We start from the raw sequence: 26,002 nt of genomic DNA on the forward strand, positions 1-26,002 counted from the left end.
CGTCCCTCCGCGCTACACCTCGTTGGGGTAGCGCAGGCCGATCTGCATGCGGACCTCGTCCATGATCTCCATGATCTCGACGGACTGGTCGAGCGTGAGGATCGGGCTCTCGGTGTCGCCCGCGTGGATGCGCCGCGCGACCTCGGCCGCCTCGTACTGGAACCCGTTCGGCAGCGTGCCGTCGTAGGTCCACGAGGTGCCGTCGACGCGCGTCACGGTGAACGAGGTCGGGTTGTAGAACGTGTCGTGCACCTCGATGCGGCCCTCGGTGCCCCCGATGAGCGCGACGTTGGGGGTGCGGACCTCCATGGTCGTGGTGAGGATCGCCTGCGCGTGCGCGTAGTCGAAGATCATCGACGCCTGGCCGTCGACGCCGGTCTCGCGGAGGCGGCCCGTCGCGGTGATCTTGTCGGGCACGCCGAGGAGGTCGTGCGCGAAGGCGATCGGGTACACGCCGAGGTCGAGGAGCGCGCCGCCCGCGAGCGCGGGGTTCCACATGCGCTCGACGTGAGTGAGCAGCTGGCCGTGATCGACCTGGACGGAGACGAGGTCGCCGATCTCGCCGCGTGCGATGAGCTCGCGCAGCGCGTGCATGTGGGGCAGGTGGCGGGCCCACATCGCCTCCATGAGGAACACGCCCTTGGCGCGGGCCGCGGCGACCACCTCGCGCGCCTGCGCGGCGTTCTGCGTGAAGGCCTTCTCGCACAGGACGTGCTTGCCGGCCTCGATCGCGAGCAGCGCGTGCTCGTGGTGGTGGCTGTGCGGGGTCGCGACGTAGACGACGTCGATGTCCGGGTCCGCCACCAGCTGCTCGTAGGAGCCGTACGCGGTCGGGATCCCGGCGGCGTCGGCGAACGCCTGGGCCTTCGCCTCGTCGCGCGAGCCCACGGCGACCACGGTGGAATCCGTGTAGTGGGTGACGGCGTCGGCGAGCTTGCGGGCGATGCCCCCGGCGCCGAGGATGCCCCAGCGGACGGCGGGCGCGGACATGGGCAGCGGTGCACTCATGTGGCCAGCATAGGGGGACGATGCGGGGGCGCGGCGGGCGTCAGCCGAGGCCACCGCGCCTGACGCGCCGCCGCGGCGAGGGACGACGCGGGGAGGCGCACCCCGCATCGTCCCCTCCCCCGGTGCGGGCGACGGAGGGCGACGCCGCCGACGCCTTTGCGGTCCACCGGGAAGGTGTCACGGCCGCCCGCCGTGCAGGATCTGTGCGCACTCGTCTCGCCACGCGGCGGTGGTGCTCGCGGCGATGTCGGCGCACTCGGCAGCGTCCGGCATCCGTCTCAGCAGCTCGCCCAGCCGCACGCCGTCCTCCGTGCGCAGGCGGGTGCTGGCACCGAGCGCGACGAGCTCCCGCGCCGTGTCCGCACGCCCCGCGTGGATGGCCGCCTCGAGCGGGCTCGTGCCTTCGTCGTAGTTCACCGGGACGCCCAGCTGCGCCAGCGCTCGTACCGCCCGCGGCGTGCCCTCGATCGCGGCGTAGACCATGACGTGCTTCTCGGGGATCGCGGTGCGCGTGGACCCCCAGACGTCGCGGATGACCTCCGCACCGCAGGAGCGGATCGCCGCGCTCAGGGCGGCGTCCTCCCCGACTCGGCCGTCGTCGGACATCCGCAGCGCGCCCGCACCCGTCAGCACGTGGAACATGTCGAGGTCGCAGGCCACGATCGCGAGGCGCACGGCCTCGGTGGGGCGATCGAGATCGAGGTCGGTCAGGGCACCGTCCGCGACGAGCGAGTCGACGAGGCGCGCGTCGCCCGCGACGATGGCGTCGACGAGCTGGTCGGCGAGCGGCACCGTCGGGCCGTCCAGGGTGCGCGCCGCCCCCGCTCCGACGAGAGCCACGATCCCCACCGCCAGCACGACCCGGAGCACGCGGCGACGGCGGCGGGTGTCGACCGCGAGCGCGTCCAGGCCCGCGAGCGCGCGGGCCGCCCGGCCGCGCATCGTCCCCGCCGCGTCCTCCGCCGCGACGGTGAGCGCCTCCGCCACGCTCGCCGGCGCGGGTCGCGGAGGGGGACGCTCCGTCATGGTCGGGTCGCCGCTAGGGACCGCCTCGGGCGCGGTGCGAGGTCACCTCGACCTCCTCACCGGCGTCGATCACGTCGCAGGGAAGCCCGAGGGCGGCGGCGACGGCTCCGGTGCCGTCGCGCAGCGCCGATGCGGCCGCAGCCTCCGGCACGCCGAGCGCCTCCGCGATGTCGCCGGTCGAGAGCTTGTCGACATGACCCAGGATCGTCGCGGCCCGCTGCCGCGGCGTCAGCACGCGAAGCACGCCGACCACGCCGGTCGCGGGCTCGGCTCCCGCGTGGCGCCGACGGCGCCGGGCACGGCGGACATGGAGCTCGGCCATCACCGCACGGGCGCGGTGCTCCAGCGTTCCGCTCCCGCGCGCGGTAGCGGTCCGCAGCGCCGCGGCGTGCAGGAGCCGTTCGGCCGCGTCGGGGTCCCCCTCGAGGAGGAACGCGTCCGTCGCGAGGCGCACTCGAGCGCCCTCAGACAGCCCCGCGAACGTGGCGTCCATCGCGCCCCCTCCGTGAACCACGGTCCCTCGCTCGGCGGGTCCATGCAAGGGCGCGCGGGATGAGCGCGCGACTTCCTCAGGGACGCGGCGACGGGCCGCGGAACCGTGCGCGTGAGAGCGTGCTCACGCAGGAAAGCCAGGCTAGAGGTCGCCCTGCCTGGGGCCGAAGCGGCCGCCCAGGATGCCGCCGAGGAACGCGAGCGCGGCGATGATCGGCACGCTGACGTCGAAGCTGAACCCCATGACCGACACCGAGCCCGAGTCGACCGTGAGCACCACGGCGCCGAAGCCGAGCACGAGGCCCAGGTAGCCCAGCCACCGCATGTTGACGGAGCGCTCCGCGCCCTTGCCCTCGGCCATGTCGCCTCCGCTCACTTCTTGCGCGTGGTGGTCTTCTTCGCGGCGGTGCGGCGCGCCGGCTTCTTGGCGGGGCCCTTGGCACGCTTCTCCGCGAGCAGCTCGATCGCGCGCTCGGGCGTGACCGACTCGACGCTCTCCGTCTTGGGGATCGTGACGTTGGTGACGCCGTCGGTGATGTAGTCGCCGAAGCGGCCCGACTTGGCGACGATCGGCTTGCCCGAGGTCGGGTCCTCGCCGAACTCCTTGAGCGGCGGTGTGGCCGCGCGGCCCCGGCCGCGCTTGGGCTGCGCGTAGATCGCGAGCGCCTCCTCGAGCGTGATGTCGAGCAGCTGCTGCTCCGACTCGATGGTGCGCGAGTCCGTGCCCTTCTTGAGGTACGGGCCGAAGCGCCCGTTCTGCGCCGTGATCTCCTCGTTGGTCGCCGGGTCGACGCCCACGACGCGCGGGAGGCTCATGAGCCGGAGCGCGTCCTCGAGGGTGACGGTCTCGAGGTCCATCGACTTGAACAGGCTCGCGGTCTTCGGACGGCCCTTGGCTTCCTCGGGGAGCACCTCGGTGACGTACGGGCCGAAGCGGCCGGCCTTGGCGACGATGTCGAGGCCGCTCTCCGGGTGCTGGCCGAGCACGCGCTCGTCGCCGCCCTGGTTCGCGAGGAGCTCCTCCGCCTTGGCGACCGTGAGCTCGTCGGGCGCGAGGTCCTCGGGCACCGACGCGGTCTGCTTCTCGCCGTCCGCCTCGCGCTCGAGGTACGGGCCGTACTTGCCGACGCGCAGGGCGATGCCGGAGCCGATCTCGAACGTCGAGTTGGCGCGGGCGTCGATGTCGCCCAGGTCGTCGACCAGGCGCTTGAGGCCCTGGCCGCGACCGTCCTCGTCCTCGCCGGAGCCGAAGTAGAACTCGCTCAGCCAGTCGACGCGGGAGACGTCGCCCGCGGCGATCTTGTCGAGCCCCTCCTCCATGTCGGCGGTGAAGTCGTAGTCGATGAGCCACGCGAAGTGCTCCTCGAGCAGGCGGATCATCGCGAACGCGAGCCACGTCGGCACGAGCGCCTGCTTGACGACGTTGACGTAGCCCTTGTCGATGATGACGTCGACCATCGCGGCGTACGTCGACGGGCGGCCGAGCTTGCGGTCCTCGAGCTCCTTGATCATCGAGCCCTGCGTGAAGCGCGGCGGCGGGGTGGTCGCGTGGGTGAGTGGCTCGATGCCGTCGCCCGTGACCTGTTGGCCCTCCGCGAGCACCGGCAGGCGGGACTCCTTCTCGACCTTCTGCTCGTCCTCCTCGTAGCGCGCCTTGTCGCGCGACTCCTCGTACAGCGCCATGAAGCCGGGGCTGGTGAGGATGGTGCCGGAGGCGGAGAACTCGACCGCGTGGTGCGCGGCCGTGGTCGCGCCGATGCGCACCGTCGAGGTGGTGCCCACCGCATCGGCCATCTGCGAGGCCAGGGTGCGCTTCCAGATCATCTCGTACATGCGGAACTCGTCGCCCGTCAGCTCGGTGCGCACCGAGTCCGGCGTGCGGAACGAATCGCCGGCGGGGCGGATGGCCTCGTGGGCCTCCTGCGCGTTCGAGTCGGCGGACGCGTAGATGCGGGGGCTCGCGGCCACGGCGTCCGCGCCGTACAGCGCGGTCGCCTGCTTGCGGGCCGCGCGCACCGCCTCGCCCGACAGCACGGGCGAGTCCGAACGCATGTAGGTGATGTAACCCTTCTGGTACAGCGCCTGCGCCACGCCCATCGCCTGGCGAGCGCCCAGGCGGAGCTTGCGGCTCGACTCCTGGATCAGCGTCGACGTGATGAACGGGGCGGCCGGGCGGCGCTTGTACGGGCGGGAGTCGACGCCCGCCACGGAGAACGATGCGTCGGCGAGGCCCGCGGCGAGGGCGCCGGCGAGCGCGCCGTGCACGTGGACCACCTTGTCGTTCTTGAGGCGGCCGCGGTCGTCGAAGTCCTTGCCGGTCGCGACGCGCTTGCCGTCGACCGTGGTGAGGCGCGCGTCGAAGCTGCGGCCGGCGTCCTTGCCCTCGGTCGCGGTGAACGTGCCCTTGAGGTCCCAGTACTCGGCGGACTGGAACGCCATGCGCTCCCGCTCACGGTCGACGACCAGGCGCAACGTGACGGACTGGACGCGGCCGGCCGAGAGCCCCGACTGGATCTTTCGCCACAGCACGGGCGAGACCTCGTAGCCGTAGAGGCGGTCGAGGAGGCGGCGGGCCTCCTGCGCCTCGACCAGCTCCATGTCGACCTCGCGCGGGTTCCCCAGCGCACGGCTGATGCCCTCGCGGGTGATCTCGTGGAAGGCCAGGCGCTTGACCGGCACCTTGGGCTTGAGCACGTCGAGCAGGTGCCAGGCGATCGCCTCCCCCTCGCGGTCCTCATCAGTCGCGAGATAGAGCTCGTCGGCCTCCTTGAGGCGCTTCTTGATGTCCGCGACGATCTTCTTCTTGTCCGAGCTCACCACGTAGTAGGGCTGGAAGCCGCCGTCGATGTCGATGGCGAACTTGCCGATGTCGGACTTCTTGAGCTCGGCGGGCAGGTCGGACCGCTCGGCGAGGTCCCGGATGTGACCCACCGACGACACCACGTCATAGTCGGCGCCCAGGTAGCCGCCGATGGTGCGCGACTTGGTGGGCGACTCGACGATCACGAGCTTGCGGGTCATGGAACCTTCTCTCTGGGATCAGCGTCCCGGCGGCGTGACCTGCCAAAGACGCACTCAATATACATACGGGTTCTGACGGCGCGGGCGGGACCTGGGGACGACCCCGCCGCGTGAACGTCCGGTGTCCGCGCATCGTCCCTGCGCTGCGGGGTGGGAGGCGCGTGGTTCGATGGGCGCATGGAGCCCATCCTCGATGCCGCCTCGCGCGCGGCCGTCGGCGAGGCCATGCGCCGCGTCGCGGACGCCGAGATCCGTCCCCGCTTCCGCGCCCTCGCCGAGCACCACGTCCACCTCAAGGGACCCGGCGACTACGTCACGGAGGCCGACCTCGAGGCCGAGCGGGCGCTGACGCCGCTGCTGAGGGAGATCCTCGACGTGCCGGTCGTCGGCGAGGAGGCGACCGCGGCAGACGCGTCGGTGGCCGCCGTCCTCGCGACCGAGGGCACGGCCTGGACCGTCGACCCGGTGGACGGGACCGCGAACTTCGTCGAGGGCTCCGAGACCTACGCCGTCATGGTCGGGCTGGTCGAGGACGGGGTGCCCGTGGGCGGCTGGATCCTCCAGCCCGAGCTCGGGCGGATGTTCGAGGCGCTGCAGGGCGTGGGCGCGTTCGTGGACGGCCGCTCGCTGTCCGCGGGCGTCGAGGCGTCGCGCGGCGCGGAGGCCCGGGCGTCCCTGCGGGGCGAGGAGCCGCGCGGGGCGGTGTCCGTGAAGTTCGCGGTCAAGGACGTGAAGGCCGGCCTGCTCGCCGCCGAGCCCGAGCTGGGCGGCTACGACGAGCTGCGCATGTGCGCGGGCTTCGACTACGCGGATCTCGTGACGCAGGAGGTCGGCTTCCTCGTCTACACGCGCGCCAAGCCGTGGGACCACGTGCCGGGCGCTGCCATCGCCGCCGAGGCGGGCTTCACCGTCGGGCGCGTCGACGGGTCCGGCTACCGGCCCGCCGTCGAGGTCGGGGCGCCGCTGCTGGCCGCCCGCACCGACCGGTGGGAGTCGATCCGCGAGGTCCTCGCGAGGAACCTCGGGCTGTAGCGGCCGACGAGCGAGCGGCTACCGGCCGGCGTCGCCGACCGGCGGGACGCGGTACTTGAAGCCGACGTGCGAGTCGGCGAAGCCGAGCCGCACATAGAAGCGGTGTGCGTCGGCGCGCCTGGCGTCCGAGGTGAGCTGGACGAGGGTCGCCCCCAGCTCGGGCGCGGCGACGTCCGTCACCCAGCGCATGAGCGCGGTGCCCACGCCGCCCGAGCGCCGGCTGCCGTCCACGCGCACCGCCTCGACAAGCAGCCGGGTGCTCCCTCCCCGCGCCATGCCGGGGATCAGCGTGAGCTGCAGCGTGCCGACGACGGCTCCGTCGCCGTCGATCGCGACCACGAGGTCGTTTCCCGGATCGGCAAGGATCGCCTCGAGCCCCCGCGCGTAGGCCCCCTCCTCCGCCTGGTCACCGCGGGACGCGCTCACCGCATCGTCCGTCAGCAGCCTGACGATCGCCACGAGGTCGGTCCGCTCGGCGCGCCGGACGGTCAGGCTCGCGGACGCGGTCGGGAGGGCGGCGGGAAGCGTGAGGGAGGCGAGCACGCGTTCATGCTCGCACGCCCTCGGACACGACGAAGCGGGCGGGCCCCGAAGGACCCGCCCGCTTGAGAGGGGTGATCGTCAGACGATCGCGAGCTCGCGGTCGTCGACCTTGACGGCGGCACGGGCCGCGTCACGCTTGGCGACGTCGCCGGCGATCCAGAAGGCCGCCACGCCGAGGGCCAGGAACAGGAGGCCGAGGCCACCGATCAGGCCGACGATGCCGAGGCCCAGCTTGAGGGTGGACGCGGTGACCGAGCCGACGCCCAGCTCGCCGAAGAGGCCGTGGGCCACGCCGGTCCAGGCCTGCGCACGGACCTGCATCGCGATCTCGTTGCCGTACTCGAAGTCGGCCCAGTACTGCTCGCCGACCGGGACCTCGTAGGTGCCGGGCTCGTAGGTCTCGCCCAGGTACTCGGTGGTCTCCGTGACGGTGACGGTCTGGGTGCCGGTGAGGATGTGGGTGCCGACGGTGGCCATCTGGTACATGTACTCGGTGCCCGTGTTGACCAGCGGGTCGTTGGGGTCGAGCTCGGACTCGACGACCTTGTAGCCCCACTCGTTCTCGAGGCGGTCGAGGATCGCCTCCGCTCCCTCGACGGAACCGCGGTCGACCAGCTGCCCGTCCTCGTTGTACGAGAGCTCGACGCCCTGCGCCTCGGAGAAGCTCTGGAGCGAGTCCTGACCCGCGGCGACCTCGGAGTAGGCGAAGCCTGCGGCGCCGAGGAAGCCGAGACCTGCGAGGGCGAGACCCGCGCCGACGATACGAAGCTTGGTGACCATGATGATTCCTTCCTGGGGAGTTGTTGAGCTGTCACCAAGAACCCTTCCGGCACCGGCCCGCATATACGCGGGACGTTGGCCCCGAAACATGCCCGTAACACGACAAGATCGATCACGGTTGGGTAAAAAACGGCGATATAACAGGTGTGATGGCGTCTCAGAGGCCCCGCGAACCTAGGACCGAGGGCCCGGTTCCCCTGCGCGGACGGCCGGCCGCGCCGCATCGTCCGGGCATGCGAAAGCCCCCGCCGCGCAGGCGACGGGGGCTTCCGGAAGGCTGGTTCAGCGGCGCGCGAGGTCCGGCAGGTCCTCGTGCGTGATGACGTCGTAGATGCCGCGGTTGCGGAGCGCGCGGCGGTAGCCCGCCGAGGCCCAGGCGCGACGAGGCTGCTGCAGCACCGGGGCGTGGAAGCCGCGGTGGATGAGCGCGCGGACGGTCGCGAGGATGTCCTCCCGGGTGTGCACGGTCGGGTCGACGGTGATCTGGACCTCGTAGTCGACGCCGGACTCGTGGACCGACTCGAGCGACGCCCATGCCTGCGTGCCGGCGGTGTCCGAGCCGGTGATGTGCGCGTACATGTCCGGGGTGCCCTTGAGGTCGAAGCCGACCCAGTCGACCTCGGGGAGCACCGAGGCGAGGCGGCCGGGGTGCGCGCCCATGGTGTGGAGACCCACCGCGTAGCCCATCGCGCGGACCTCGCGGATCGCGGGGATGAGGCCGTCCTGGGCGGTCGGCTCGCCGCCGCCGAACACGACCGCGTCGACCATGCCGCGGTGCGACTCGAGCTGCTCGAGGACGCGCTGCCACGTCACGCGGCCCTCACCGGTCGGGTCGTGGCTCTCGGGCGTGCCGCAGTAGGCGCACAGCCACGGGCAGCCCTGCAGCGTGAGGGTCGCGGCGATGCGGCCGGGCCACGCATGCGTGCAGGAGGACAGGAAGTCCGCGATGACCAGGCCGTGCGCGGACTGGATCGCGATGGCAGAGGTGTCGAGCTCGGTGGTGGACATGGGGGTTGCCTCCTGCGTCGGCGGTAGCGCGGGTTCTCCGCGGCATCCATTTCTGACGGCCGGTTCGGACGTCTTCAGGGTGCGCCGACGCGGCGTCGTGAGACGCGCCGACACACCGTCGTGTGGGATTTCGTTGGCGAGGGGGCGACGGGGGTCCATCTGCACCACCTCGGCATCACCATTCTCACCCCCGAAGGGGGTCGTCGGGACCAGTTGAGGCCCCTCAGCCCCTGCTCCCGGCGCGAACGTCGATGTCACCCCTCAAGGGTAGTTTTGCCACTTGGTGACCGCTTCGGACCAGGGTCCCGTATCTGGTGTGGTCGGCCCCAGGACAGGACCAAGGTCAGGCAAAGATGCCGCGGGGTTCGGCCAAAATCGCCCGCCCCGGTCTTGACGGTGACATCCCTGGAAAATGCCAGTGAGATTGGCCACTCGACCGGCGTGTCGGGACGATGCGAGGCGGACGGCGCCGCTACTCGAGGAATCCGTCCGCGACCAGCTCGCGCACCGCCGGCACCAGACCGGCGATCATGCGGCTCGCCTCGACGTCGAGCAGCGCGGCGAGCGCATGCGCGATCTGGCCCGCGGTGAGCTCGCCGTCGCAGGCGCCCACGAAGCCCGCGAGCGCGGTGTCCATCGACACCGACCGGCCGAGCCCCGCGCCCTGCCGCAGCAGGATGTAGGACGGGTCGGCCTGGAGGACCGGCCCGTAGGACTCGCGCGTCACGTCGGCCGCGGCGGTCCAGGCGGTGTCCAGCAGCGCCTCATCGGACAGCGCGGCGACCCGGTCGTGGGCCTCCAGCGCGGAGACCAGGTAGGCCCCGAAGGGCTCCTGCAGCGCACCCTCGTGCTGCTCGAGCCGGCGCAAGGTCGGGGCCCCCGACGCGGGCCGGCGCAGCAGCATCATCCCGAAGCCGATCGCGCGCACGCCGCGCGCGTCGAAGTCGGCCAGGTACGCCTCGTAGGCCGCCTCGAACTCGGCACGGCCCCGCTCGGGCGTCACGCCCGCGTCGCGCAGCCACGTCTCCGCGTACTCCGCGGCGTCCAGCCGGTCGCGCTCGATCACCCACGCGTCGAGCGGGTACCCGGCGGAGGCCGACGCTTCGAGCCACGCCTCGATCCCCTCGGACCACGACTCCCCGTGGACCTCCCAGTTGCCCAGCATCTGCGCGACGCCGCCGGGCGCGAGCACCGACCCGACGGACGACACCAGGGAGGACACGATCCCGTCGCCCGGCATGCCCGCGGCGCGGTACTCGAAGCTCGGCGCCCCTTCGGGCGTGATGACGAACGGCGGGTTCGACACCACGAGGTCGAACTCCTCCCCCGCGACCGGCTCGAGCATCGACCCCTCGCGCAGGTCCCACGCGAGGCCGTTGAGCGCCCGGTTGAAGGCCGCGTAGCCGAGCGCGCGCCGCGAGATGTCCGTCGCCACCACCGACCCCGCGTGCCGCGACGCGTGCAGCGCCTGCACGCCGCAGCCGGTACCCAGGTCGAGGACGCGGCCGACCGGCGCGCGCATCGTCATCCCGGCGAGCGTGAGCGACGCCCCGCCGATGCCGAGCACGTGGTCGTCGCGCAGCCGGCCCCCCGTGACGGACTCGGGCTGGTCCGAGGCGACCCACCAGCGCGCCTCGCCCTCCGCGTCGACCGCGGCGTACGGGCGCAGGTCCACGCGCGCCCGCGCCTCCCCGCCGGACAGCTCGATGAGGCCGATGCGGGCGGCCCCGTCCGCACCCACCGACGGCAGCGCGGCCTCGATCTCGTCGCGGCCGAGCGTATCCCCCAGCAGGAACAGCCGCGTGAGCGCCGCCTCCCGGGTGGACGATGCGCGGGCGGCCCGGCGCGCGGGCAGCACCTGCTCGCGGGACATCGCGCGCATCGCGCGGTCGCCGACGACCGCCTCGACGGCGTCGAAGGTCCAGGAGTCGAGGTCGGCCCGGAGGGCCGCCGCGGAGGCGGCGTCGGGCAGCGCGGGAACGTCGAGGCTCACGCCTCCGAGGCTAGTGCGGCGGGTGCTTGACCGCGCACGCGGCGACGGTGATGCTTGCGCCATGCCCGCTGCCTGGGGTCTCACCGCCGATGTCGAGCATCCGGGGCTTCGCGACGTGCTCACGGTGCGCGACGACGCGCTCGTCTCCGCCGGCATCCGCTGCACTGTCAACGCGTCGAGCCTCGACTGCGTCGAGGCGGTCGAGGGCGAGCCCGTGTTCTCGATGATCGACGTCGAGTGGGCGGCCGACCCGGTGCCGTACGGCACGCTGCTCGACGCCGGCCAGGAAGGGTGGTTCGTGATCGTGGGCGCGACCGCCGAGCCGCTGAGGGTCGGCGACGGCCCGGCCAGGCCCCTGGCCGAGGTGATCGCGATGGCCGGCGAGCCCGGCTACCCGCCGTGGGAGCCCGCGCTCACGCAGTGGGGTCCGTGGCTGGGCCTCGCCGCGCTGGCCGTGGCCGGCGTGGGCCTGCTGGCCCGGCGCCAGCGGCGGCCTCACCGTGGACAGCCTGGCGATCCGGCGCGCGAGTCCCCGTAGCCCGCGAGGCTCAGAGCGCGCGGGCCATCTGCAGCTCGCGCCCCAGGGCGGTCTCGGCCTCGTGGCCGGTGAGCGCGAACCCGAGCCGCGCGTACGCCGCACGCGCGCGCGGGTTGTCCGCGTGGACGTCGAGCTCGATCCGGTCGAATCCCTGCTCCCGCGCCCAGCCGCATGCGGACTCCACCAGGGAGTCCAGCACGCCGGCGCCGCGCGCCGCCGGGCTCACGTAGACGCCGATGAGCACCGCGCGGCGCTCCTCGACGACGGCGCCGAAGTAGTCGCGCTCCCCCGCCTCCTGGGCGAGCACGGCGACGGTGCCCACGAGCCTGCCCTCGTCCTCCGCGAGCAGCTGGAAGCGGGACTCCCCGGACGCACCGTTGCGGGCACGGTCGATCCAGAACTGGTCGGGCCGGGCGCTCGCCACCTCGAGGGTGTCGAGGAACGCGACGGGTGCGGCCGGGTCGGCGAGCGCCTCGAGGCGCTGGTCGCGCGCGGCGGCCCAGTCCTCGGGGACGATGCGGCGGATGGCGACCGCCATCACGCGAGCCTGTCCGACGTGAGCAGCGCGCGGTAGAAGGCGACGCCGCGGCCGAGCGACTCGACCTCGACCTTCTCGTTCGGTCCGTGCACGGCCTCGCGCTGCGGCTTGGTCATCCGCAGCGGAGCGAAGCGGTAGGTCGCGCCCGCCATCGGGGCGAGGTGGCGCGAGTCGGAGGCGGCGAGCATCACGTACGGGATCGTGAGGGCGTCCGGGTACGACGCCGCCACGGCCTCGTGCATCGCCGCCCACCGCGCATCGTCCCCGCGCGGCGAGACGGGCGAGGGCTCGGACGGCGTCTCCACCTCGATCGTGACCCGCGGGTCGCGCACGACGCGGCGTACGTGGTCGACCGCCTCCTCGACGCTCGACCCGACGGCGACGCGGATGTTGAGCACCGCGGTCGCGCGGGTCGCGAGGACGTTGTGCGCGGGGCTGCCTTCGAGCTGCGTGATCGCGACGGTGGTACGCACCATCGCGGCCAGCTCGGGGCTGAGGCGCGGCATCACACGCGCGAGCACGCCACGGAGGGACGATGCGCGGCGCAGCAGCGCGCCGAGAGGGCCTCGCAGGCGGCCTGCGACGAGCTCGAGCATCTCGACCGAGACGTCGTTGACCTCGGAGGGGTGCGGGTTGTCCTCGATGCGGGCGAGCGCCCGCGCGAGGATGCCCGGCGCGGACTCGCGCGGCGGCGTCGACGCGTGGCCGCCGAGCCCCTCGACCGTGAGGCGGAGGTCCACGATGCCCTTCTCGGAGACACCGATGACGGCGGCCTCGCCGGACAGCCCCGGGAAGGCGCCGACGGCGACGGCGCCGCCCTCGTCGAGCACCATCCACGGCGTCACGCCGCGCTCGGTCAGGAGCGCGGCGGCGGCGGTCGCGCACTGGCCGTACGACTCCTCGTCGGCGCCCATGAGGAGATACAGGTCCTGCGCGGGGGCCCAGCCCTCGTCGAGCAGCGATTCGACCGCCTCGAGCATGACCGTGAGCGCGCCCTTGTCGTCGAGCGCTCCGCGGCCGAAGACCCAGCCGTCGACGATGGCGCCCTCGAAGGGCTCGTGCTCCCAGCCCTCGGCCTCCCAGTCGTGCGGTACCGGGACCACGTCCTGGTGGGCCATCAGCACCACGGGTCGCTCGGCGGCGGCACCGGGGATGCGCAGCAGCAGGCCGGCGCGCCCCACCGTCTCGGCCTCGTGCGAGAAGACGCGCGGGTAGAAGGTGCGCAGCGCCTCGTGCAGCGCGGAGAACGATGCGGCGGTGGCCTCGTCGTGCGGGCCCGGGCCCGTGGGAGTGACCGTGGGGATGCGGATGAGCGCGGCGAGGTGCTCCGCGACGACCTCGGACGCGGGGACGGTCACGCGCGGCCCTCGTCGCCGTCGAACAGGTCCACGCGCGAGGCGACCACATCGGGTCCGACCGCCTCGAGCGGGGCGACGCCCTCCTCGACCTCGACGTTCGAGGTGAAGGCGACCTTGGGCACCGCGAACAGCGCGATCGCCGCGACGATGGCGGTGCCGCCGCAGATCGCCCACACGGTGATGTAGCCGGACAGCGTGCCCGCGGTGGACTCGCCCGCCCCCGCGCCGGCGGCGGCTCCCGAGACGAGCGCGATCGCGAAGGCGGTGGACGCGAACGCGCCGCCGATCGTCTTCGTCGTGTTGGTGAGGCCGGTCGCCATCGCGGTCTGATGGGGCGGTGCGGCGGACGCGGCTGCGGCCGGCAGCGCCGCGACGAGCGCGCCCGAGCCGAGACCCGCGACGATCATGCAGGACACCACCACGGCGGTGCTGCCGTGCAGCGGGATGAGCGCCAGGTAGCCGCCCGCCACCAGGAACGATGCGGCGATGAGGACGGCACGCGGGCTGAAGCGGGCGCTGAGGCGGGCGAAGAGCAGCGCGCCGACGAGCAGCGACATCACGTACGCGCCGATGAGGTACGACGTGGTCGCAGACGTGAGGCCGAGGCCGTAGCCGACCTCGGCCGGGTCGGTGCGGGCGAAGGTCGACAGCGGGCCCTGGGCGCCGAGGACGCTCACGCCGAACAGCGTCGCGGTGAGGATGACGGGCCACACGGTGGGTCGCTTGAGGAGGTCGATGTCGACGAGCGGCTCGTCGGTGCCCTTCTCCACCCGCACGAACAGCCACATCAGCGCGAGGCCGAGCGCCATCATCGCGACCACCCACGGCGAGAAGCCGTCGAGGCGGATGAGCGACAGGCCGCCGGTGAGGGCGAGCAGGCCGAGCGTCAGCACCACGGTGCCGCGGGTGTCGATGGTGCCGCCGGCGCGCGCGCCGGTGTCGGGGACCTTGAACAGCACGACGAACAGCGCGATGGTCACCATCGCGGCGGGCACGCTGAGCGTGGCCCACAGCGGCAGCATGCCGCCGAGCTGGCCGCCCGCGAGCGCGCCGAGGATCGCGCCGGCCTGGAGCGCGGCGACGATGATGCCGGCGCCGCGCCTGGTGAGGGCGGCCCCGTTCTCCATGTCACGGGCGCGCGAGTGGATGATCGCGACGTTGAGCGGCAGCCACACCACATAGAAGCCCTGGATGGCCCATGCCAGCACGAAGAGCGGGAAGCTCGGGGCGAAGGCGAGCGCCCAGCTCGACAGCGCGGTGACGACGAGCGACGCGATGAGGATCTTGCGGTGGCCGATCATGTCGCCCAGGCGCGCGAGCACCGGGACCACGATCGCGCTCAGCAGCAGCTGTGCCGCCTCGAACCAGTTGACGTCGGCGTCGTGGATCCCCAGGTGACGGGCGATGTCCGTGAGCAGCGGCGTGTAGTACCCCTGCAGGACGCCCGACGTGCCCTCGACCACGACGAGGGCGCCGACGACGCCTCCCGCGAGCTTGACGTTCATCGATGCCATGGCGGCATGGTTCCAGACCCGTATGTCGCGAACGTTGCGCGGCGCGGTCCGGGCCCGCGCATCGTGACCCGATCGAGACGCGGTGCGGGGCGGCGCTGGGCGGGGCGCTGCTGGGCGGGGCGGCGCTGGGCGGGGCGGTGCGGGGCGGCGCTGGTCGTGCGCGCGTATTCCAGGAATTGCTGAAACAGCCCGCGCGGCGTCGAGCAAGGAGCCCGCCGACCAGGGACGTCGGCGCCGCCCGCCTCACCATTTCAGCGGACGCTTGAATACGCGAACGCGACACACGCTCAGGACCGCGGCGGCTCGCCCTCCCGGAGCGCGGCGATCAGGCCCTCGACGAGCTCGAGGTCGCACTCGAGCGTGGACCCGCCGAGGTGCGGGGTGATGACCACCTGCTCGAGCGCGAGCAGCGGATGGTCGGCGGCGAGGGGCTCGTCGCCGTGGACGTCGAGGCCGGCGCCCGCCAGCGACCCGTCCCGCAGCGCGTCGAGCAGCGCCGCCTCGTCGACCACGGGTCCGCGCGCGGTGTTGACGAGGATCGCGCCGGGCTTCATGCGCGCGAGCTCGGCGGCGCCGACGGTGCCGCGGGTGGACTCGTCGAGCGGCAGGAGGACCACGAGCACGTCGGACTCCGCGAGCAGGGTCGGGAGGGCCACCTGGCGGGCACCGGTAGCCGCCGCGACGGCGGGCAGGTCGCGCGCGTCGGTGAACAGCGCTCGCGCCTCGAGGGCCGCGAGCATGCGCAGCAGCGGCGCGCCGATGCGCCCCGCGCCGAGCACGCCCACCGTGGAGCCGGCGAGGTCACGGCCCGAGTAGGGCACCTTGAGGTCCTCGTGCGGCCAGCGGCCGGCACGGATCGCGGCGTCCGCCGCCGGGACGCGACGCAGCGTCGCGAGGATGAGGGCGAGCGTGTGCTCGGCCACGGTGCGCCACAGGCGGCTCGACTCAAGCACGGCCATCCCGTGGGCGCGGGCGTGGTCGTGAACGTCCGGCGGCGCGAGATGCACCGCGAGGGCGCGCAGCCGGGGCGCGCCACCGAGCTCCTCCACGGTGGGCGGGCCGTACGCGAGCAGCCCGTCCGCGGCGGCGAGAGCCTCCGCCCGCGCCACTGCCTCGCGAGGAAGCGGCGCGACGTCCGCGGCACCGTCGAGGGCCGCCAGCGCCGCGGGATGCAGCGACATGTCGACGAGGACGCGCGGGCGCGAGAGGGTCACCGCGCCAGCATGGCACGGGCGGTATCGCGCTGAGCTCCCGCGAGCCCGGCATGAGTCGGGCGCGGCGCCCGCCCGCTGGGAGGCTGGGACAGGCGCCGCGCCGCTCGGGGGCGCGCCGACCCTAGCGCTGCTCCCCTCCCGCGGGCGTGCCCGCGGTGGTCGATGCGGCCTCCGCCGCCGGGTCATCGGCCTCCGAGGCGGTCGGGCCGTGGCCCTCCTCGGCGGCCGCCGCATCGGCCTCGCTCGCGATGCCGCCGGCGTGCGCGCGACGCGACGCCAGGCCGACCGCGGTCACCGCCACGACCGCCGCGACCCCGGCGATGAGCCCGCGCATCCACGGGTTCGCGGAGTCGCCGTACGTGAGCAGCACCACCGCCGGCGCGATGAGCAGCGCGACCAGGTTCATCACCTTGATGAGCGGGTTGATCGCCGGGCCGGCGGTGTCCTTGAACGGGTCGCCGATCGTGTCGCCGATGACCGTCGCCTCGTGCGCGGGCGAGTTCTTGCCGCCCCAGTAGCCGTCCTCGACGATCTTCTTGGCGTTGTCCCACGAGCCGCCGGCGTTCGCGAGGAACACCGCCATGAGCACGCCCGTGCCGATCGCGCCCGCGAGGAAGCCGGCGAGCGCACCCACGCCGAGCGCGAAGCCCACGAAGATGGGCGCCATCGCAGCCAGCAGGCCCGGCGTCGCGAGCTCGCGCAGGGAGTCGCGGGTGCAGATGTCGACCACGCGGCCGTACTCGGGCCGCTGCGTGCGGTCCATGATCCCCGGCATCTCGCGGAACTGCCGGCGCACCTCGAAGACGATCGCGCCGGCCGCCCTCGTGACGGCGTCGATGGCCAGCCCGGAGAACAGGAACACGGTCGCGCCGCCGATGATGACGCCGACGAGCGTGAGCGGGTGGATGATCTCGTAGGAGAACGATGCGGCGGTGGCCGCCGCGTCCTCGAGCGCGTGGGTGACCGCGTCGGAGTAGCTGCCGAACAGCGCGGTCGCGGCCAGCACGGCCGTCGCGATCGCGATGCCCTTGGTGATGGCCTTGGTGGTGTTGCCGACCGCGTCGAGGTCGGTGAGGGTCTTCGCGGCCTCGTCGTCGACCTCGCCGGACATCTCCGCGATGCCCTGCGCGTTGTCGGAGACCGGACCGAACGTGTCCATCGCGACGATCACGCCGACCGTGGTGAGCAGTCCGCAGCCCGCGAGCGCCACGAGGAACAGCGCGAGCGTGACGGACCCTCCCGCGACCGCGAACAGCACCACCACCGCGCCCGCGATCACGGTCGCGGTGTAGACGGCGGACTCGAGGCCCACGCCGATGCCGGCGAGCACCACCGTCGCGGCCCCGGTGAGGGAGGTGCGCGCGACGCGACGCGTGGGCCGCTGCGCGGTGTCCGTGAAGTAGCCGGTGATCCACAGGATGAGGCCCGCGAGGCCGATGCCCACGAAGACCGCGACCATGGAGACGATGCGCGGGTCGCCGGACTCCCCCTCGACCGAGGCGCCGTTGAGCTCCGCGAAGGACGACGGCAGGTAGACGAACGCCGCGATCGCGGCCAGCACCGCGCCGGCGGCGGCGGCGGTGTAGAAGCCGCGGTTGATGGCCTTGAGGCCGGGCTCGTCGCCGCGGACCTTGGTGATGGCGACGCCGAGCGCGGCCACGAGCGCGCCGATCGCGGTGACGATGAGCGGGAACACGAGGCCCTGCTCGCCGAAGGCCGCCTTGCCGAGGATGAGCGCCGCGACCAGGGTCACGGCGTACGACTCGAAGAGGTCCGCCGCCATGCCGGCGCAGTCGCCCACGTTGTCGCCCACGTTGTCGGCGATGGTCGCGGCGTTGCGGGGGTCGTCCTCGGGGATGTGCTTCTCGACCTTGCCGACGAGGTCCGCGCCGACGTCGGCGGCCTTGGTGAAGATGCCGCCGCCGACGCGCATGAACATGGCGAGCAGCGCCGCCCCGAAGCCGAAGCCCTCGAGCACGGCCGCCGCATCGTCCCGATAGAGGAAGACCACGGCCGCCGCGCCGCCCAGGCCCATGCCGACCACCGACATGCCGACCGCGCCGCCGGTGCGGAACGCGATGCGCGCACCCTCGGCGCGCCCGCCCTGGCGGGTCGAGGCGGAGGCGACGCGCACGTTGGCGCGCACCGCGAGCCACATGCCCATGTAGCCGATGGTCGCCGAGCAGCCCGCGCCCAGCAGGAAGAAGAGCGACCGGCCCACGCGGATCCCGGCGTCGCCGGGCAGCAGGAACAGCAGCGCGAACACGAGGGCGGCGAACAGCGCGAGCGTGCGCAGCTGACGGTTGAGATACGCGGAGGCGCCCTCCTGGACGGCGGTCGCGATCTCGTTCATGGACTCCGTGCCGGCCGGCGCCTGCAGCACGTTCCGTCGCAGGAACCAGGCGGCGACGAGCGAGACGGCGGCGATGATCCCGATCACGACCACGATGGTCGCGTTCCCCGAGCTCACCTCCAGCGCGGTTGCCGTGGCGTGCATACGTCCTCCTCGACGTCTCCCCGACGCGACTCCGTTGTCGCGCCCGCAAGGGGTACCAGGCCACTCTAGGGGAGAAGGTCGGCGAGTCGTCGAGTCCCGACCCAACGTTTCTGCCACCGTGCCCGTCAACGTTGCAGGGCACGACGAGGTGGGGGACCTGATGAGCGACTGGCGGGAGACGATGGCGCAGCTGGTGCGCGATCGCGAGCGGGCGCTGCTCGGATACGCGTACCTGGTGTGCGGGGACGGCACCATGGCGCAGGATCTGGTGCAGGACGCGCTGGTGCGGACGTTCTCGCGTCCGCGGCCGGGGCTGACCTCGGTCAAGGCCGAGGCGTACGTCCGACGCGCGATCACGACGTCCTACATCGACGGCTACCGGCGCGACCAGCGCTGGCGTCGGGTGCAGCACCTGTTCCGGCCCGCCGCACCGCTGGCGGACCCGCTCGCGGGCGTCGAGGCGGGGGCGGACGTGCTGGAGGCGCTCGCCACCCTCGCGCCGCGGGAGCGCGCGTGCGTGGTGCTGCGCTTCTTCGACGACCTCACCGTGCCCGACATCGCCCAGCACCTGGGCCTCGCGCCCGGCTCGGTGAAGCGGTACCTGCATGACGGCCTGGCCCGGCTCGAGCTCCTGCTCGGCCCCCTCGAGGACGATCCTCGGGACCAGGCGGACGACGAGGTCGACGTGGCGACGCGTCGACGGACGGAAGGCGGCTGACATGAAGCTCTCGGATGCCCTGCGCGGCGCCGCGGACCGGGCCCCGCTCGACGGGCTCGCGATCGACACCCGCCGCGCGCAGCGGCGCGTCACCACCCAGCGCGGCCTGCGCACCGGCTCCGGCGGCGTGCTCGCCGGCGGCATGGTCGTCGTGCTCGGCTTCGGCATCTCGGGTGCGGTGAGCGGCTCCTCGGCCTCGAGCGGGGACGATGCGACGCGCGACGAGGCCGCGGCCGTCACCGAGGACTCGGCCGGCGGCTTCGCCGGCGAGGCGGACGGCGGCGAGATGGCCGGCTCGTCCGCGCTCGCGTGGGGGCTGTGCGGCCAGGAGCTGCCGTTCCTCGACTCGACGGGCGCACCCGTGGAGCTCGAGGCCACGGTCACGGGCGAGCCCGCCGTCGGCGAGGAGCTGGCGGTCACGGCGACGACCACGGTCGTGACGGGCGGCTCCTTCGAGACCTTCGGGCTCGACGGCGTGGTGCTGTGGGACGGCATCGTCGTGGGGACCCTCGGCTCGGGCGACGTCGACGGCGTCTCGCTGGTCGACCTCGTGGAGGGGAGCACCACGTCCGAGGACCTGGGCGTGCCCCTCGAGAACTGCTGGGACGGCGAGCCGCTGCCCGCCTCGAAGTACGAGCTCGTGCTCACCCAGGAGTACTACGCGACGGCCGTCGACGAGCCCCCGGTCGTCGAGCCCGCCGAGCCCACGGATCCGGCCACCGATCCGGCGACGCCCGAGGCCGTCGACTCGGAGGAGCCCGGTGGCGGAGAGGCCGTCGACGGCGAGGCGGGTGCCACCGGCGGCGACGACGCGGTCGTGGACGACGAGGCGGGCTCGTCCGTCGGGTCCGACGCGACCGACATGCCCGGGTCGGTCGTCGCCGCGGGCGGACCGGCGCTGCGGGCGATCGCTCCGCCGGTCGGCTTCGTGGTCGCCGGCGACGCGGTCGACGAGCCGTTCGCGGCCTACCTCCGCGTCGACGAGCCCGAGCCGGTGCCCACCACCCCGGCGAACGAGGACGCGCTCGACGCGGCCACCGCCCGGATGCTCTACCGCGACGCCCTCGCGGGACCGTGGGACATGGCCGCGGGGACGCAGCGGTGGATCGTCTCGGGCGACTCGACGGGCGCGCTGCCGAGCACCTGGTTCGGCTGCGCGTGGGACGGCGACGGCGGTTTTCCCGCCCGATCCGCGGCGATGGACCTTCTCGACGTCGCCGTCGACGCCCCCGCGACCATCGACGTGAGCTACGGCTGGATCGTCGACGGCAACCCGGCGCTGACCAGCCGGGTCGCCAACGCCTCCGCGTGGGACCTCGACTCGTTCTGGGATGCGCGCAGCGTCCAGCTCGCGCTGGTGCGCGACGGGCGCGTCGTGGCCGAGGCGTACCCGGTGAGCCCCTACCAGCACGGCGACGTGGCCATCGCCGAGCCCGCGATCGGTGCGGACGGTGCCGAGGACGCGACGATCGCGATCGAGCCGTACGGCTACTCCGAGGGCGGGCTGGCGCGCGGCGAGTCCGTGGAGTCGACGCTGCTGTGGCGCGACGTCAACGGCTGCTGGTCGGACTCCGGACAGACCGCGGTCGACCCCGGCACCTACACGCTGCTCGCGATGCACTACCTCAGCGTCGGCGGCGGGGACCTCGTCTACATGGACGGGTCCGACGAGGCGCTGCTCGAGGAGCAGTCGGCCCGCGACGCCGACCTCGGCGGCACGCTGGGCAGCGACGACGAGCCGCTGCTGGTCGAGCCCGACTCGACCGATGCCGGCGAGGCCACCATCGGCGGCGGCGCCACGGGCAGCGCGATCGCACCCGCGCCCGACGTCTTCGAGGTCTACGACGCCGTCGACTTCCAGGTGTGGACCTCGCTCGGCACCGTCACGGTCCGGTGAAACCCCTGTTACCTCGGGTTACCGATGTGGGCTTTGTCACAACCCACGCACAAGCACCACGACACGCGCGACGCTGTTATAGAAATGCAACCGATTCGGCGTATTGAATCGGGGTACGCGAACGCCGATGGCGTGAGCGCATGGATTTCCTGACAGCGGCACGATCCCTCAGCCGTCCGCTGGCAGGAATACCGTCGGCGGCGGTCCGACCCCCCTCAGCTCGGGCCGCCGCCGACACCTTCCTCCCGGCCCTCGCGGAGGCCTCCCTCCCCCCGACCTCGACGGTCACGGTGACGGCGCCACGGCCGCCCACGACGCAACGGAGAAGCGAGCCGCCCGTCCGCGCCGCCGCGATCCGGGCGACCGCGCATGCGGCGCTCCCGTTCCCGGGCGAGGCCCTCGCCTGCGCCGCCCGGACCTCCCACGCGCCCGCGAGCGCGGCGGCGTCCGCCGCGGCCTGCGCCTGAGCGCGTGCCGTGACCGCCCCGACGGCGGTCGCGAGCGCGAGGATCACCGTCAGCGCCGCCAGCGCGACCGCGAGCGCCGCCACGGTCCCGGCGCCAGCATCGCCTCGCGCGCGAGCGAGGGCCACGGCTCGGTCGGCGGCACCCGTGGGGCCTCGACCGGCAGAGCCGGTCATGGCTCGACCGGCGGCGCCGGTCGTGGCTCGAGCAGCAGCGCCGGTCATGGCTCGAGCGGCAGCGCCGCGCGTGCCTCGCGCACGCCCCACGGCCAGCCCCGGTCCACCGCGACGGCCACGTCGATCCATCCCGCGGACCGCGTCACCGCCACCGAGGCGTCGCGGCCGGCCGCGCGCCGGGCCGCGGCGACCGCCGTATCGTCCCCCGCGACGGCGCCGGCACGGGCGCCGGCCAGGGCGGCCGCCGGCACGCCGACGCCCACCGCGGCGGCCTGCACCGCGGACAGGGTCGCGGCGAGCACGACGACCGCGGCCGGCAGGGCGAGCGCGAGCTCCACCGCCGCCGATCCGCGGTCGCCGCGCGGCCTCATGCGCCCAGCGCGCCGCGCAGGATGCCCAGGAGCATCCCGCGCACCTCGTCGGACTTGAGGATCACCACGAGCAGGCCCGCGAAGCCCGCCGCCGCGACCGTGACGAGTGCGTACTCGACCGTCGCCATCCCCTCGTCGCCGTGGCCGTCCGTGTCCATGCGTGCTCCCTTCGTCGGTGCTCATCAGCGTCGGCCGCGAGGGCGCGTCGCCGCACCCGTCGGATGCGCTTCGGTGGGGAGCGAACCGCCGCAGGTGCCTGGGGACATCGCCGCGCCCTAGAGTGGCGGGAGGGTCGTCGCGACCCGCCGCTCCATGCCCGAGGGGGACCATGACCGACGCCGCGCCCAGCCCGAGCCCCGCCGTCCTGGCGAGGTCGGCGGTGCCCGCCACGCTCGTCGGCGCCGGCGCGGCCGTGCTGCTCGTCGGCATCGACGAGCTCGCGCACCTCCTGCACGAGGTGTGGTGGTCGCACCTGCCGGATGCGCTCGGGGTCGACGGCGACGCACGCTGGTGGGCCGCCCTCATCCTCACGCTGACAGGGGCGCTCGTCGGCCTCACGCTGTGGAAGGCCCCGGGCCACGGCGGGCACGACACCGCGACCGTCGAGCTCGCGTCGCCGCCGCTCCCGCTGCGGACGCTTCCCGGCGTCGCCGTGGCGCTCGTCCTGGGCCTCGCGGGAGGGGTCAGCCTCGGCCCCGAGGGCCCGATCATCATGGTCGCGACCGGCCTCACGGTGGTCGCGTACCGCCGCTTCCTCCCGGCCGTGCCGCTGCCGGTGGTGCTGATGATCTCGACGGCCGCGATGCTGGGCGCGATGCTCGGCACCCCCGTCGCGGCGGCCCTCGTGCTCACGAGCGTGCTCGGCGGGAACGTGCCCGGCCAGCTGTGGGACCGCCTCTTCACCCCGCTGGTCGCGGCCGGCGCCGCCTCGGTGGTCTACCACCTGCTCGGCGGCGCGTCCTGGGACATGGGCCTGCCCGACTACACCGCGCAGTGGGTCGACCTGCTGTCCGCCTCGGTGATCGCGTCCGTGGGCGCGGCACTCGGCGCGGCCGCCGCGTGGACGTTCACCCCCGCCCACCGTGCGTTCCGGCGGCTGCGCCACCCCCTGCTGTACGTCACCGTCGGCGGCGCGGTGCTCGGCGTGCTCGCGCTCATCGGCGGGCAGATCACCATGTTCAAGGGCGCGGAGGAGACCGCGGAGCTGCTCGCGGACCTCGACTCGTACACCGTCGGCGCGCTCGCGCTCATCGTGGTGGTGAAGCTCGCCGCGATCGTCGTCTCGGGCGCCTCGGGCTTCCGCGGCGGCCGCATCTTCCCTGCGATGTTCACCGGCGTCGCGCTGGGCGCGTTCGCGCACGCGCTCGTGCCGGGCATCCCCCTCACGCTCGCCGTCGCATCCGGCGTGCTGGGCGTGGTGTTCGCGGTGGGGCGCGACGGATGGCTCGCGCTGTTCGGCGGCGTCCTCATCTGCGGCGCCGTGACGGTGCTCCCGATCCTCTGCGTCGCGGCGCTGCCCGTGTGGCTCGTGCTGACGCGAGCGCCGCACATGCTGGTGCACGAGGAGCCCGCGGAGGCGTCCGAGCCGCCGGCGGTGCCCACGCGGTAGACGCCGCGGCACCGCGCCCGGGAGACGCGCCCGGGGAGACGCGCCCGGGGAGACGCGCCCGACGGACACGTGCCCGCCCGCCTCCCGGGCGGCCTACGGCCCCCACCCTCCCTCCGCGACCGTGCCGCCCACCACGGCGACGAGCAGCGGCAGCAGACCGACCGCGACGAACGCGGGCAGCAGGCACAGCGCCAACGGCAACGTCACGCGGACGCCCAGCTCGCCGGCGGCCATCGCGGCGTCGGTCCGCGCCCGCCGCGCGGCGGACCTCGCCGCGGCGTCGAGGGAGGCCGCCGGGCTCGCGCCCGCGCGGATCGCCGGCACGAGCGCCCGGGTCAGCGGCTCCCAGCGGTCGTCACCGGGCGGCGACGGCCCGCGCGGGTCGCCGTCGAGCCGGTCCGCGACCGCCGCGAGGGCCGGCTCGCCCAGCGCCTCGCCGACCGCCCGCAACGCGCCGGCGACCGGCGCCCCGGCCGCAAGCGCGGCGGCGACCAGCGCCGCCCCGACCACCACCGCATCGTCCCCCTCCCCGGCCGCGCCGGCCCGGCCCACCAGGCGGCCCGTCCACGCCCGCCCGGCCCACGTGAGCGCCGCGCCGACCGCCAGCAGGGCCCACCCCAGGGGCGTCAACGCGAGCACGCGCACCGTGCGCGGATCGACGAGAGCACCGAGAGCGAGCCCCGCCAACGGCAGCCACAGGAGGATCCGGGCGCTCAGCCGGGGCCCGGCCAGCGCCGCCCGCCGGAGCGCCTCGGCCTCGCGCGCGTCGGCCGCCGCCCCGGCGATCGCGAGCAGCATCGCCGCGAGCGGCGCCCCGGTGCGGGTCGCGAGCCGATCGGCGCCGGCGACCGCGCGGTCGAGGGTGTCCTGCGGGTGCGTGGGGACCGTCGCTCCGGCGCGCGCCCAGGCCGTCGGCGCCGGCAGGCCCGCGCGCAGCAGGCCCACGACGCGGGGAAGCGCGTCTTCCCAGCCGTCGTCGATGGGCGCCGCGCCGCTCACGCCGCGACCCCGTCCGCGAGCGCCCGCACCCCCGGCCACGCGGGCCCGTAGCGGACGCCCGCATCGTCGCGCTCGTAGGCCGTGACGGCGGCGAGGCCGCCCGCGTCGGCACGCAGCCGGGCCACCTCGGCGACCCGCCGACCCCCGGGCGCGCGCACGACGTGGACGATCACCGCGAAGGCGGCTCCCGCCTGGGTCGCGAGCTGCACGGGGGTGAGACCCGCGAGCAACGCGAGCGCCTCGAGCCGGGCGGGCACGTCGCGCGCGGAGTTCGCGTGCAGCGTGGTGAGCGCGCCGGCGTGGCCCGTGTTGGCGGCGGCGAGCACCTCCCGCAGCTCGGACCCGCGGCACTCACCCAGGACGATGCGGTCGGGACGCATCCGCAGCGCCTCCCGCACGAGCCGGGCGAGCGGGACGCCGCCTGCGCCCTCGACGTTGGGGCGTCGCTCGACGAGCCGCACCACGTGCGGGTGGCCGAGAGCGAGCTCGCCCGCCTCCTCGACGAGCACGATGCGCTCGCCCGGGTCGGCGAGCGCGAGCAGGGTCGCGAGCAGCGTGGTCTTGCCCGCACCCGTGCCGCCGGACACCAGGATCGGCACCCGCGCCCGCACGAGCGCGGCCAGCAGGTCCGCGACCTCTCCCGTGAGCATCCCGCCCGCGACGAGGTCCTCGACCGCGAACGGCGCGGCGCGGATGCGACGCAGCGAGATCGCGGTGCAGCCGTCCGCGACGGGAGGGAGGACCGCGTGGAGGCGGGTGCCGTCCGGGAGGCGGGCGTCGACGGTCGGCTCGGCGTCGTCGAGCCGCCTGCCGGCCGCCGCGGCGAGGCCCACCGCGAGCGCGCGCACGCCCTCGACGCCACCGCAGTCGAGCGGGCGCCGCTCGAGCCCGCGCCCACGGTCGATCCACGCGGCGTCGGGTGCCTGGACCAGCACATCCGTGACGCCGGGCAGCGCGAGCAGCGGGGCGAGGGGTCCCGCGAGGGGGTCGGACACCTCCCCAGCATCCGGCGCCGCGGCCTACCCGGGCGCGCCACGCATCGTGCCCGTGGACGGCGGCGGGGGCCGCAGGGGACGGGGACATCGGGCCGAACCGCCGCGCCGCGGCGCCCCGCCAGAGCCCCGCCGGCACCACGCCTGCGCCACCGCACCGCGCCTCACCCGCACGTCGGCGACACCCCTGCACCGCTGTCCGTGGCGGCGGTTA

General features: G+C 74.2%; 23 protein-coding genes. 5 read left to right on the top strand and 18 right to left on the bottom strand.

Annotated features, from left to right (window positions below):
• Positions 1-12: 12 nt before the first annotated feature.
• From QQX09_RS10910 to topA, 5 genes are all read right to left on the bottom strand, one after another.
• Positions 13-1,008 (bottom strand): Gfo/Idh/MocA family protein, encoded by a 996-nt coding sequence (locus QQX09_RS10910; RefSeq protein WP_301134568.1) that lies wholly within the window; start codon positions 1,006-1,008, stop codon positions 13-15.
• Between the two features lie 177 nt (positions 1,009-1,185).
• Positions 1,186-2,034: an ankyrin repeat domain-containing protein gene (locus tag QQX09_RS10915; protein WP_301134570.1), complete on the bottom strand. Its 849-nt coding sequence runs from the start codon at positions 2,032-2,034 to the stop codon at positions 1,186-1,188.
• Positions 2,035-2,047: 13 nt separating this feature from the next.
• Positions 2,048-2,527 carry an RNA polymerase sigma factor gene (locus QQX09_RS10920; RefSeq protein ID WP_301134572.1) on the bottom strand — a complete coding sequence of 160 codons (480 nt, stop codon included), beginning with the start codon at positions 2,525-2,527 and terminating at the stop codon, positions 2,048-2,050.
• A gap of 141 nt (positions 2,528-2,668) precedes the next feature.
• Positions 2,669-2,887, bottom strand: coding sequence for a hypothetical protein (locus QQX09_RS10925; RefSeq protein ID WP_062299318.1), 219 nt, complete (start codon positions 2,885-2,887; stop codon positions 2,669-2,671).
• An 11-nt stretch (positions 2,888-2,898) separates the two neighbouring features.
• Complete coding sequence (gene topA, locus QQX09_RS10930) at positions 2,899-5,547, bottom strand: type I DNA topoisomerase (protein ID WP_301134576.1); 2,649 nt, start codon at positions 5,545-5,547, stop codon at positions 2,899-2,901.
• 177 nt (positions 5,548-5,724) lie between these two features.
• On the opposite strand from topA, the gene QQX09_RS10935 reads away from it, so the two are divergent.
• Complete coding sequence (locus tag QQX09_RS10935; protein WP_301134578.1) at positions 5,725-6,579, top strand: inositol monophosphatase family protein; 855 nt, start codon at positions 5,725-5,727, stop codon at positions 6,577-6,579.
• An 18-nt stretch (positions 6,580-6,597) separates the two neighbouring features.
• Here the strand turns inward: QQX09_RS10935 and QQX09_RS10940 are convergent, their stop codons facing one another.
• The 4 genes from QQX09_RS10940 to QQX09_RS10955 form a co-directional block, all read right to left on the bottom strand.
• Positions 6,598-7,122 (bottom strand): GNAT family N-acetyltransferase, encoded by a 525-nt coding sequence (locus QQX09_RS10940; protein WP_301134579.1) that lies wholly within the window; start codon positions 7,120-7,122, stop codon positions 6,598-6,600.
• A 78-nt stretch (positions 7,123-7,200) separates the two neighbouring features.
• Positions 7,201-7,902, bottom strand: a complete 702-nt coding sequence (locus QQX09_RS10945; RefSeq protein ID WP_301134582.1) for a hypothetical protein — start codon at positions 7,900-7,902, stop codon at positions 7,201-7,203.
• Between the two features lie 282 nt (positions 7,903-8,184).
• The gene (locus tag QQX09_RS10950) at positions 8,185-8,910 is read right to left on the bottom strand and encodes an anaerobic ribonucleoside-triphosphate reductase activating protein (protein WP_301134585.1); all 726 of its coding nucleotides are present in this window, start codon (positions 8,908-8,910) and stop codon (positions 8,185-8,187) included.
• A gap of 472 nt (positions 8,911-9,382) precedes the next feature.
• Positions 9,383-10,903, bottom strand: a complete 1,521-nt coding sequence (locus tag QQX09_RS10955) for a DUF7059 domain-containing protein (protein ID WP_301134588.1) — start codon at positions 10,901-10,903, stop codon at positions 9,383-9,385.
• A 61-nt stretch (positions 10,904-10,964) separates the two neighbouring features.
• On the opposite strand from QQX09_RS10955, the gene QQX09_RS10960 reads away from it, so the two are divergent.
• Positions 10,965-11,441 carry a hypothetical protein gene (locus tag QQX09_RS10960; protein ID WP_301134592.1) on the top strand — a complete coding sequence of 159 codons (477 nt, stop codon included), beginning with the start codon at positions 10,965-10,967 and terminating at the stop codon, positions 11,439-11,441.
• A gap of 10 nt (positions 11,442-11,451) precedes the next feature.
• Here QQX09_RS10960 and QQX09_RS10965 read toward each other — a convergent pair whose 3' ends face one another.
• The 5 genes from QQX09_RS10965 to QQX09_RS10985 form a co-directional block, all read right to left on the bottom strand.
• The gene (locus tag QQX09_RS10965; RefSeq protein ID WP_301134595.1) at positions 11,452-11,979 is read right to left on the bottom strand and encodes a GNAT family N-acetyltransferase; all 528 of its coding nucleotides are present in this window, start codon (positions 11,977-11,979) and stop codon (positions 11,452-11,454) included.
• The gene (locus tag QQX09_RS10970; RefSeq protein ID WP_301134599.1) at positions 11,979-13,337 is read right to left on the bottom strand and encodes a M20/M25/M40 family metallo-hydrolase; all 1,359 of its coding nucleotides are present in this window, start codon (positions 13,335-13,337) and stop codon (positions 11,979-11,981) included. Before QQX09_RS10970 ends, QQX09_RS10965 begins: the two co-directional genes overlap by 1 nt.
• A complete protein-coding gene (locus QQX09_RS10975) occupies positions 13,334-14,851 on the bottom strand; it encodes an MFS transporter (RefSeq protein ID WP_301134601.1) in 1,518 nt (505 codons plus the stop codon). The genes QQX09_RS10970 and QQX09_RS10975 overlap by 4 nt, the downstream gene beginning before the upstream one ends.
• Positions 14,852-15,138: 287 nt before the next feature.
• Positions 15,139-16,065, bottom strand: coding sequence for a 2-hydroxyacid dehydrogenase (locus QQX09_RS10980; protein WP_301134604.1), 927 nt, complete (start codon positions 16,063-16,065; stop codon positions 15,139-15,141).
• A 121-nt stretch (positions 16,066-16,186) separates the two neighbouring features.
• Complete coding sequence (locus QQX09_RS10985) at positions 16,187-18,562, bottom strand: sodium-translocating pyrophosphatase (protein ID WP_301134606.1); 2,376 nt, start codon at positions 18,560-18,562, stop codon at positions 16,187-16,189.
• Positions 18,563-18,722: 160 nt separating this feature from the next.
• Here QQX09_RS10985 and QQX09_RS10990 point away from each other — a divergent pair, with 160 nt between their 5' ends.
• A complete protein-coding gene (locus QQX09_RS10990) occupies positions 18,723-19,280 on the top strand; it encodes a sigma-70 family RNA polymerase sigma factor (protein ID WP_301134608.1) in 558 nt (185 codons plus the stop codon).
• A gap of 1 nt (position 19,281) precedes the next feature.
• Complete coding sequence (locus QQX09_RS10995; protein ID WP_301134610.1) at positions 19,282-21,177, top strand: hypothetical protein; 1,896 nt, start codon at positions 19,282-19,284, stop codon at positions 21,175-21,177.
• A 684-nt stretch (positions 21,178-21,861) separates the two neighbouring features.
• Here QQX09_RS10995 and QQX09_RS11000 read toward each other — a convergent pair.
• Together QQX09_RS11000 and QQX09_RS11005 are read right to left on the bottom strand one after the other, a co-directional pair.
• Complete coding sequence (locus QQX09_RS11000) at positions 21,862-22,188, bottom strand: hypothetical protein (protein WP_301134612.1); 327 nt, start codon at positions 22,186-22,188, stop codon at positions 21,862-21,864.
• Positions 22,185-22,346 (bottom strand): DUF4244 domain-containing protein, encoded by a 162-nt coding sequence (locus tag QQX09_RS11005; RefSeq protein ID WP_301134620.1) that lies wholly within the window; start codon positions 22,344-22,346, stop codon positions 22,185-22,187. The genes QQX09_RS11000 and QQX09_RS11005 overlap by 4 nt, the downstream gene beginning before the upstream one ends.
• A 170-nt stretch (positions 22,347-22,516) precedes the next feature.
• On the opposite strand from QQX09_RS11005, the gene QQX09_RS11010 reads away from it, so the two are divergent.
• Complete coding sequence (locus QQX09_RS11010; protein ID WP_301134622.1) at positions 22,517-23,797, top strand: ion channel protein; 1,281 nt, start codon at positions 22,517-22,519, stop codon at positions 23,795-23,797.
• Between the two features lie 93 nt (positions 23,798-23,890).
• On the opposite strand, the gene QQX09_RS11015 is transcribed toward QQX09_RS11010, so the two are convergent.
• The gene (locus QQX09_RS11015; protein WP_301134624.1) at positions 23,891-24,796 is read right to left on the bottom strand and encodes a hypothetical protein; all 906 of its coding nucleotides are present in this window, start codon (positions 24,794-24,796) and stop codon (positions 23,891-23,893) included.
• On the bottom strand, positions 24,793-25,791 hold the full coding sequence (locus tag QQX09_RS11020; protein ID WP_301134627.1) for a TadA family conjugal transfer-associated ATPase: 999 nt from the start codon (positions 25,789-25,791) through the stop codon (positions 24,793-24,795). The genes QQX09_RS11015 and QQX09_RS11020 overlap by 4 nt, the downstream gene beginning before the upstream one ends.
• Positions 25,792-26,002: the final 211 nt, after the last annotated feature.

The organism is Demequina litoralis, from assembly GCF_030418455.1.
In the GTDB taxonomy this organism is placed as follows: domain Bacteria; phylum Actinomycetota; class Actinomycetes; order Actinomycetales; family Demequinaceae; genus Demequina; species Demequina litoralis.

What these genes read in the sequence shown, in the direction of transcription:
- QQX09_RS10995 (WP_301134610.1), top strand. Translation starts at nt 19,282, where the DNA reads ATGAAGCTCTCGGATGCCCTGCGCGGCGCCGCGGACCGGGCCCCGCTC.
- QQX09_RS10990 (WP_301134608.1), top strand. Translation starts at nt 18,723, where the DNA reads ATGAGCGACTGGCGGGAGACGATGGCGCAGCTGGTGCGCGATCGCGAG.
- QQX09_RS10945 (WP_301134582.1), bottom strand. Translation starts at nt 7,902, where the DNA reads ATGGTCACCAAGCTTCGTATCGTCGGCGCGGGTCTCGCCCTCGCAGGT.
- topA (WP_301134576.1), bottom strand. Translation starts at nt 5,547, where the DNA reads ATGACCCGCAAGCTCGTGATCGTCGAGTCGCCCACCAAGTCGCGCACC.
- QQX09_RS11005 (WP_301134620.1), bottom strand. Translation starts at nt 22,346, where the DNA reads ATGGACACGGACGGCCACGGCGACGAGGGGATGGCGACGGTCGAGTAC.
- QQX09_RS10965 (WP_301134595.1), bottom strand. Translation starts at nt 11,979, where the DNA reads ATGGCGGTCGCCATCCGCCGCATCGTCCCCGAGGACTGGGCCGCCGCG.
- QQX09_RS10985 (WP_301134606.1), bottom strand. Translation starts at nt 18,562, where the DNA reads ATGCACGCCACGGCAACCGCGCTGGAGGTGAGCTCGGGGAACGCGACC.
- QQX09_RS10915 (WP_301134570.1), bottom strand. Translation starts at nt 2,034, where the DNA reads ATGACGGAGCGTCCCCCTCCGCGACCCGCGCCGGCGAGCGTGGCGGAG.
- QQX09_RS10950 (WP_301134585.1), bottom strand. Translation starts at nt 8,910, where the DNA reads ATGTCCACCACCGAGCTCGACACCTCTGCCATCGCGATCCAGTCCGCG.
- QQX09_RS10925 (WP_062299318.1), bottom strand. Translation starts at nt 2,887, where the DNA reads ATGGCCGAGGGCAAGGGCGCGGAGCGCTCCGTCAACATGCGGTGGCTG.
- QQX09_RS10910 (WP_301134568.1), bottom strand. Translation starts at nt 1,008, where the DNA reads ATGAGTGCACCGCTGCCCATGTCCGCGCCCGCCGTCCGCTGGGGCATC.
- QQX09_RS11010 (WP_301134622.1), top strand. Translation starts at nt 22,517, where the DNA reads ATGACCGACGCCGCGCCCAGCCCGAGCCCCGCCGTCCTGGCGAGGTCG.
- QQX09_RS11000 (WP_301134612.1), bottom strand. Translation starts at nt 22,188, where the DNA reads ATGAGGCCGCGCGGCGACCGCGGATCGGCGGCGGTGGAGCTCGCGCTC.
- QQX09_RS10960 (WP_301134592.1), top strand. Translation starts at nt 10,965, where the DNA reads ATGCCCGCTGCCTGGGGTCTCACCGCCGATGTCGAGCATCCGGGGCTT.
- QQX09_RS10975 (WP_301134601.1), bottom strand. Translation starts at nt 14,851, where the DNA reads ATGGCATCGATGAACGTCAAGCTCGCGGGAGGCGTCGTCGGCGCCCTC.
- QQX09_RS10935 (WP_301134578.1), top strand. Translation starts at nt 5,725, where the DNA reads ATGGAGCCCATCCTCGATGCCGCCTCGCGCGCGGCCGTCGGCGAGGCC.
- QQX09_RS10920 (WP_301134572.1), bottom strand. Translation starts at nt 2,527, where the DNA reads ATGGACGCCACGTTCGCGGGGCTGTCTGAGGGCGCTCGAGTGCGCCTC.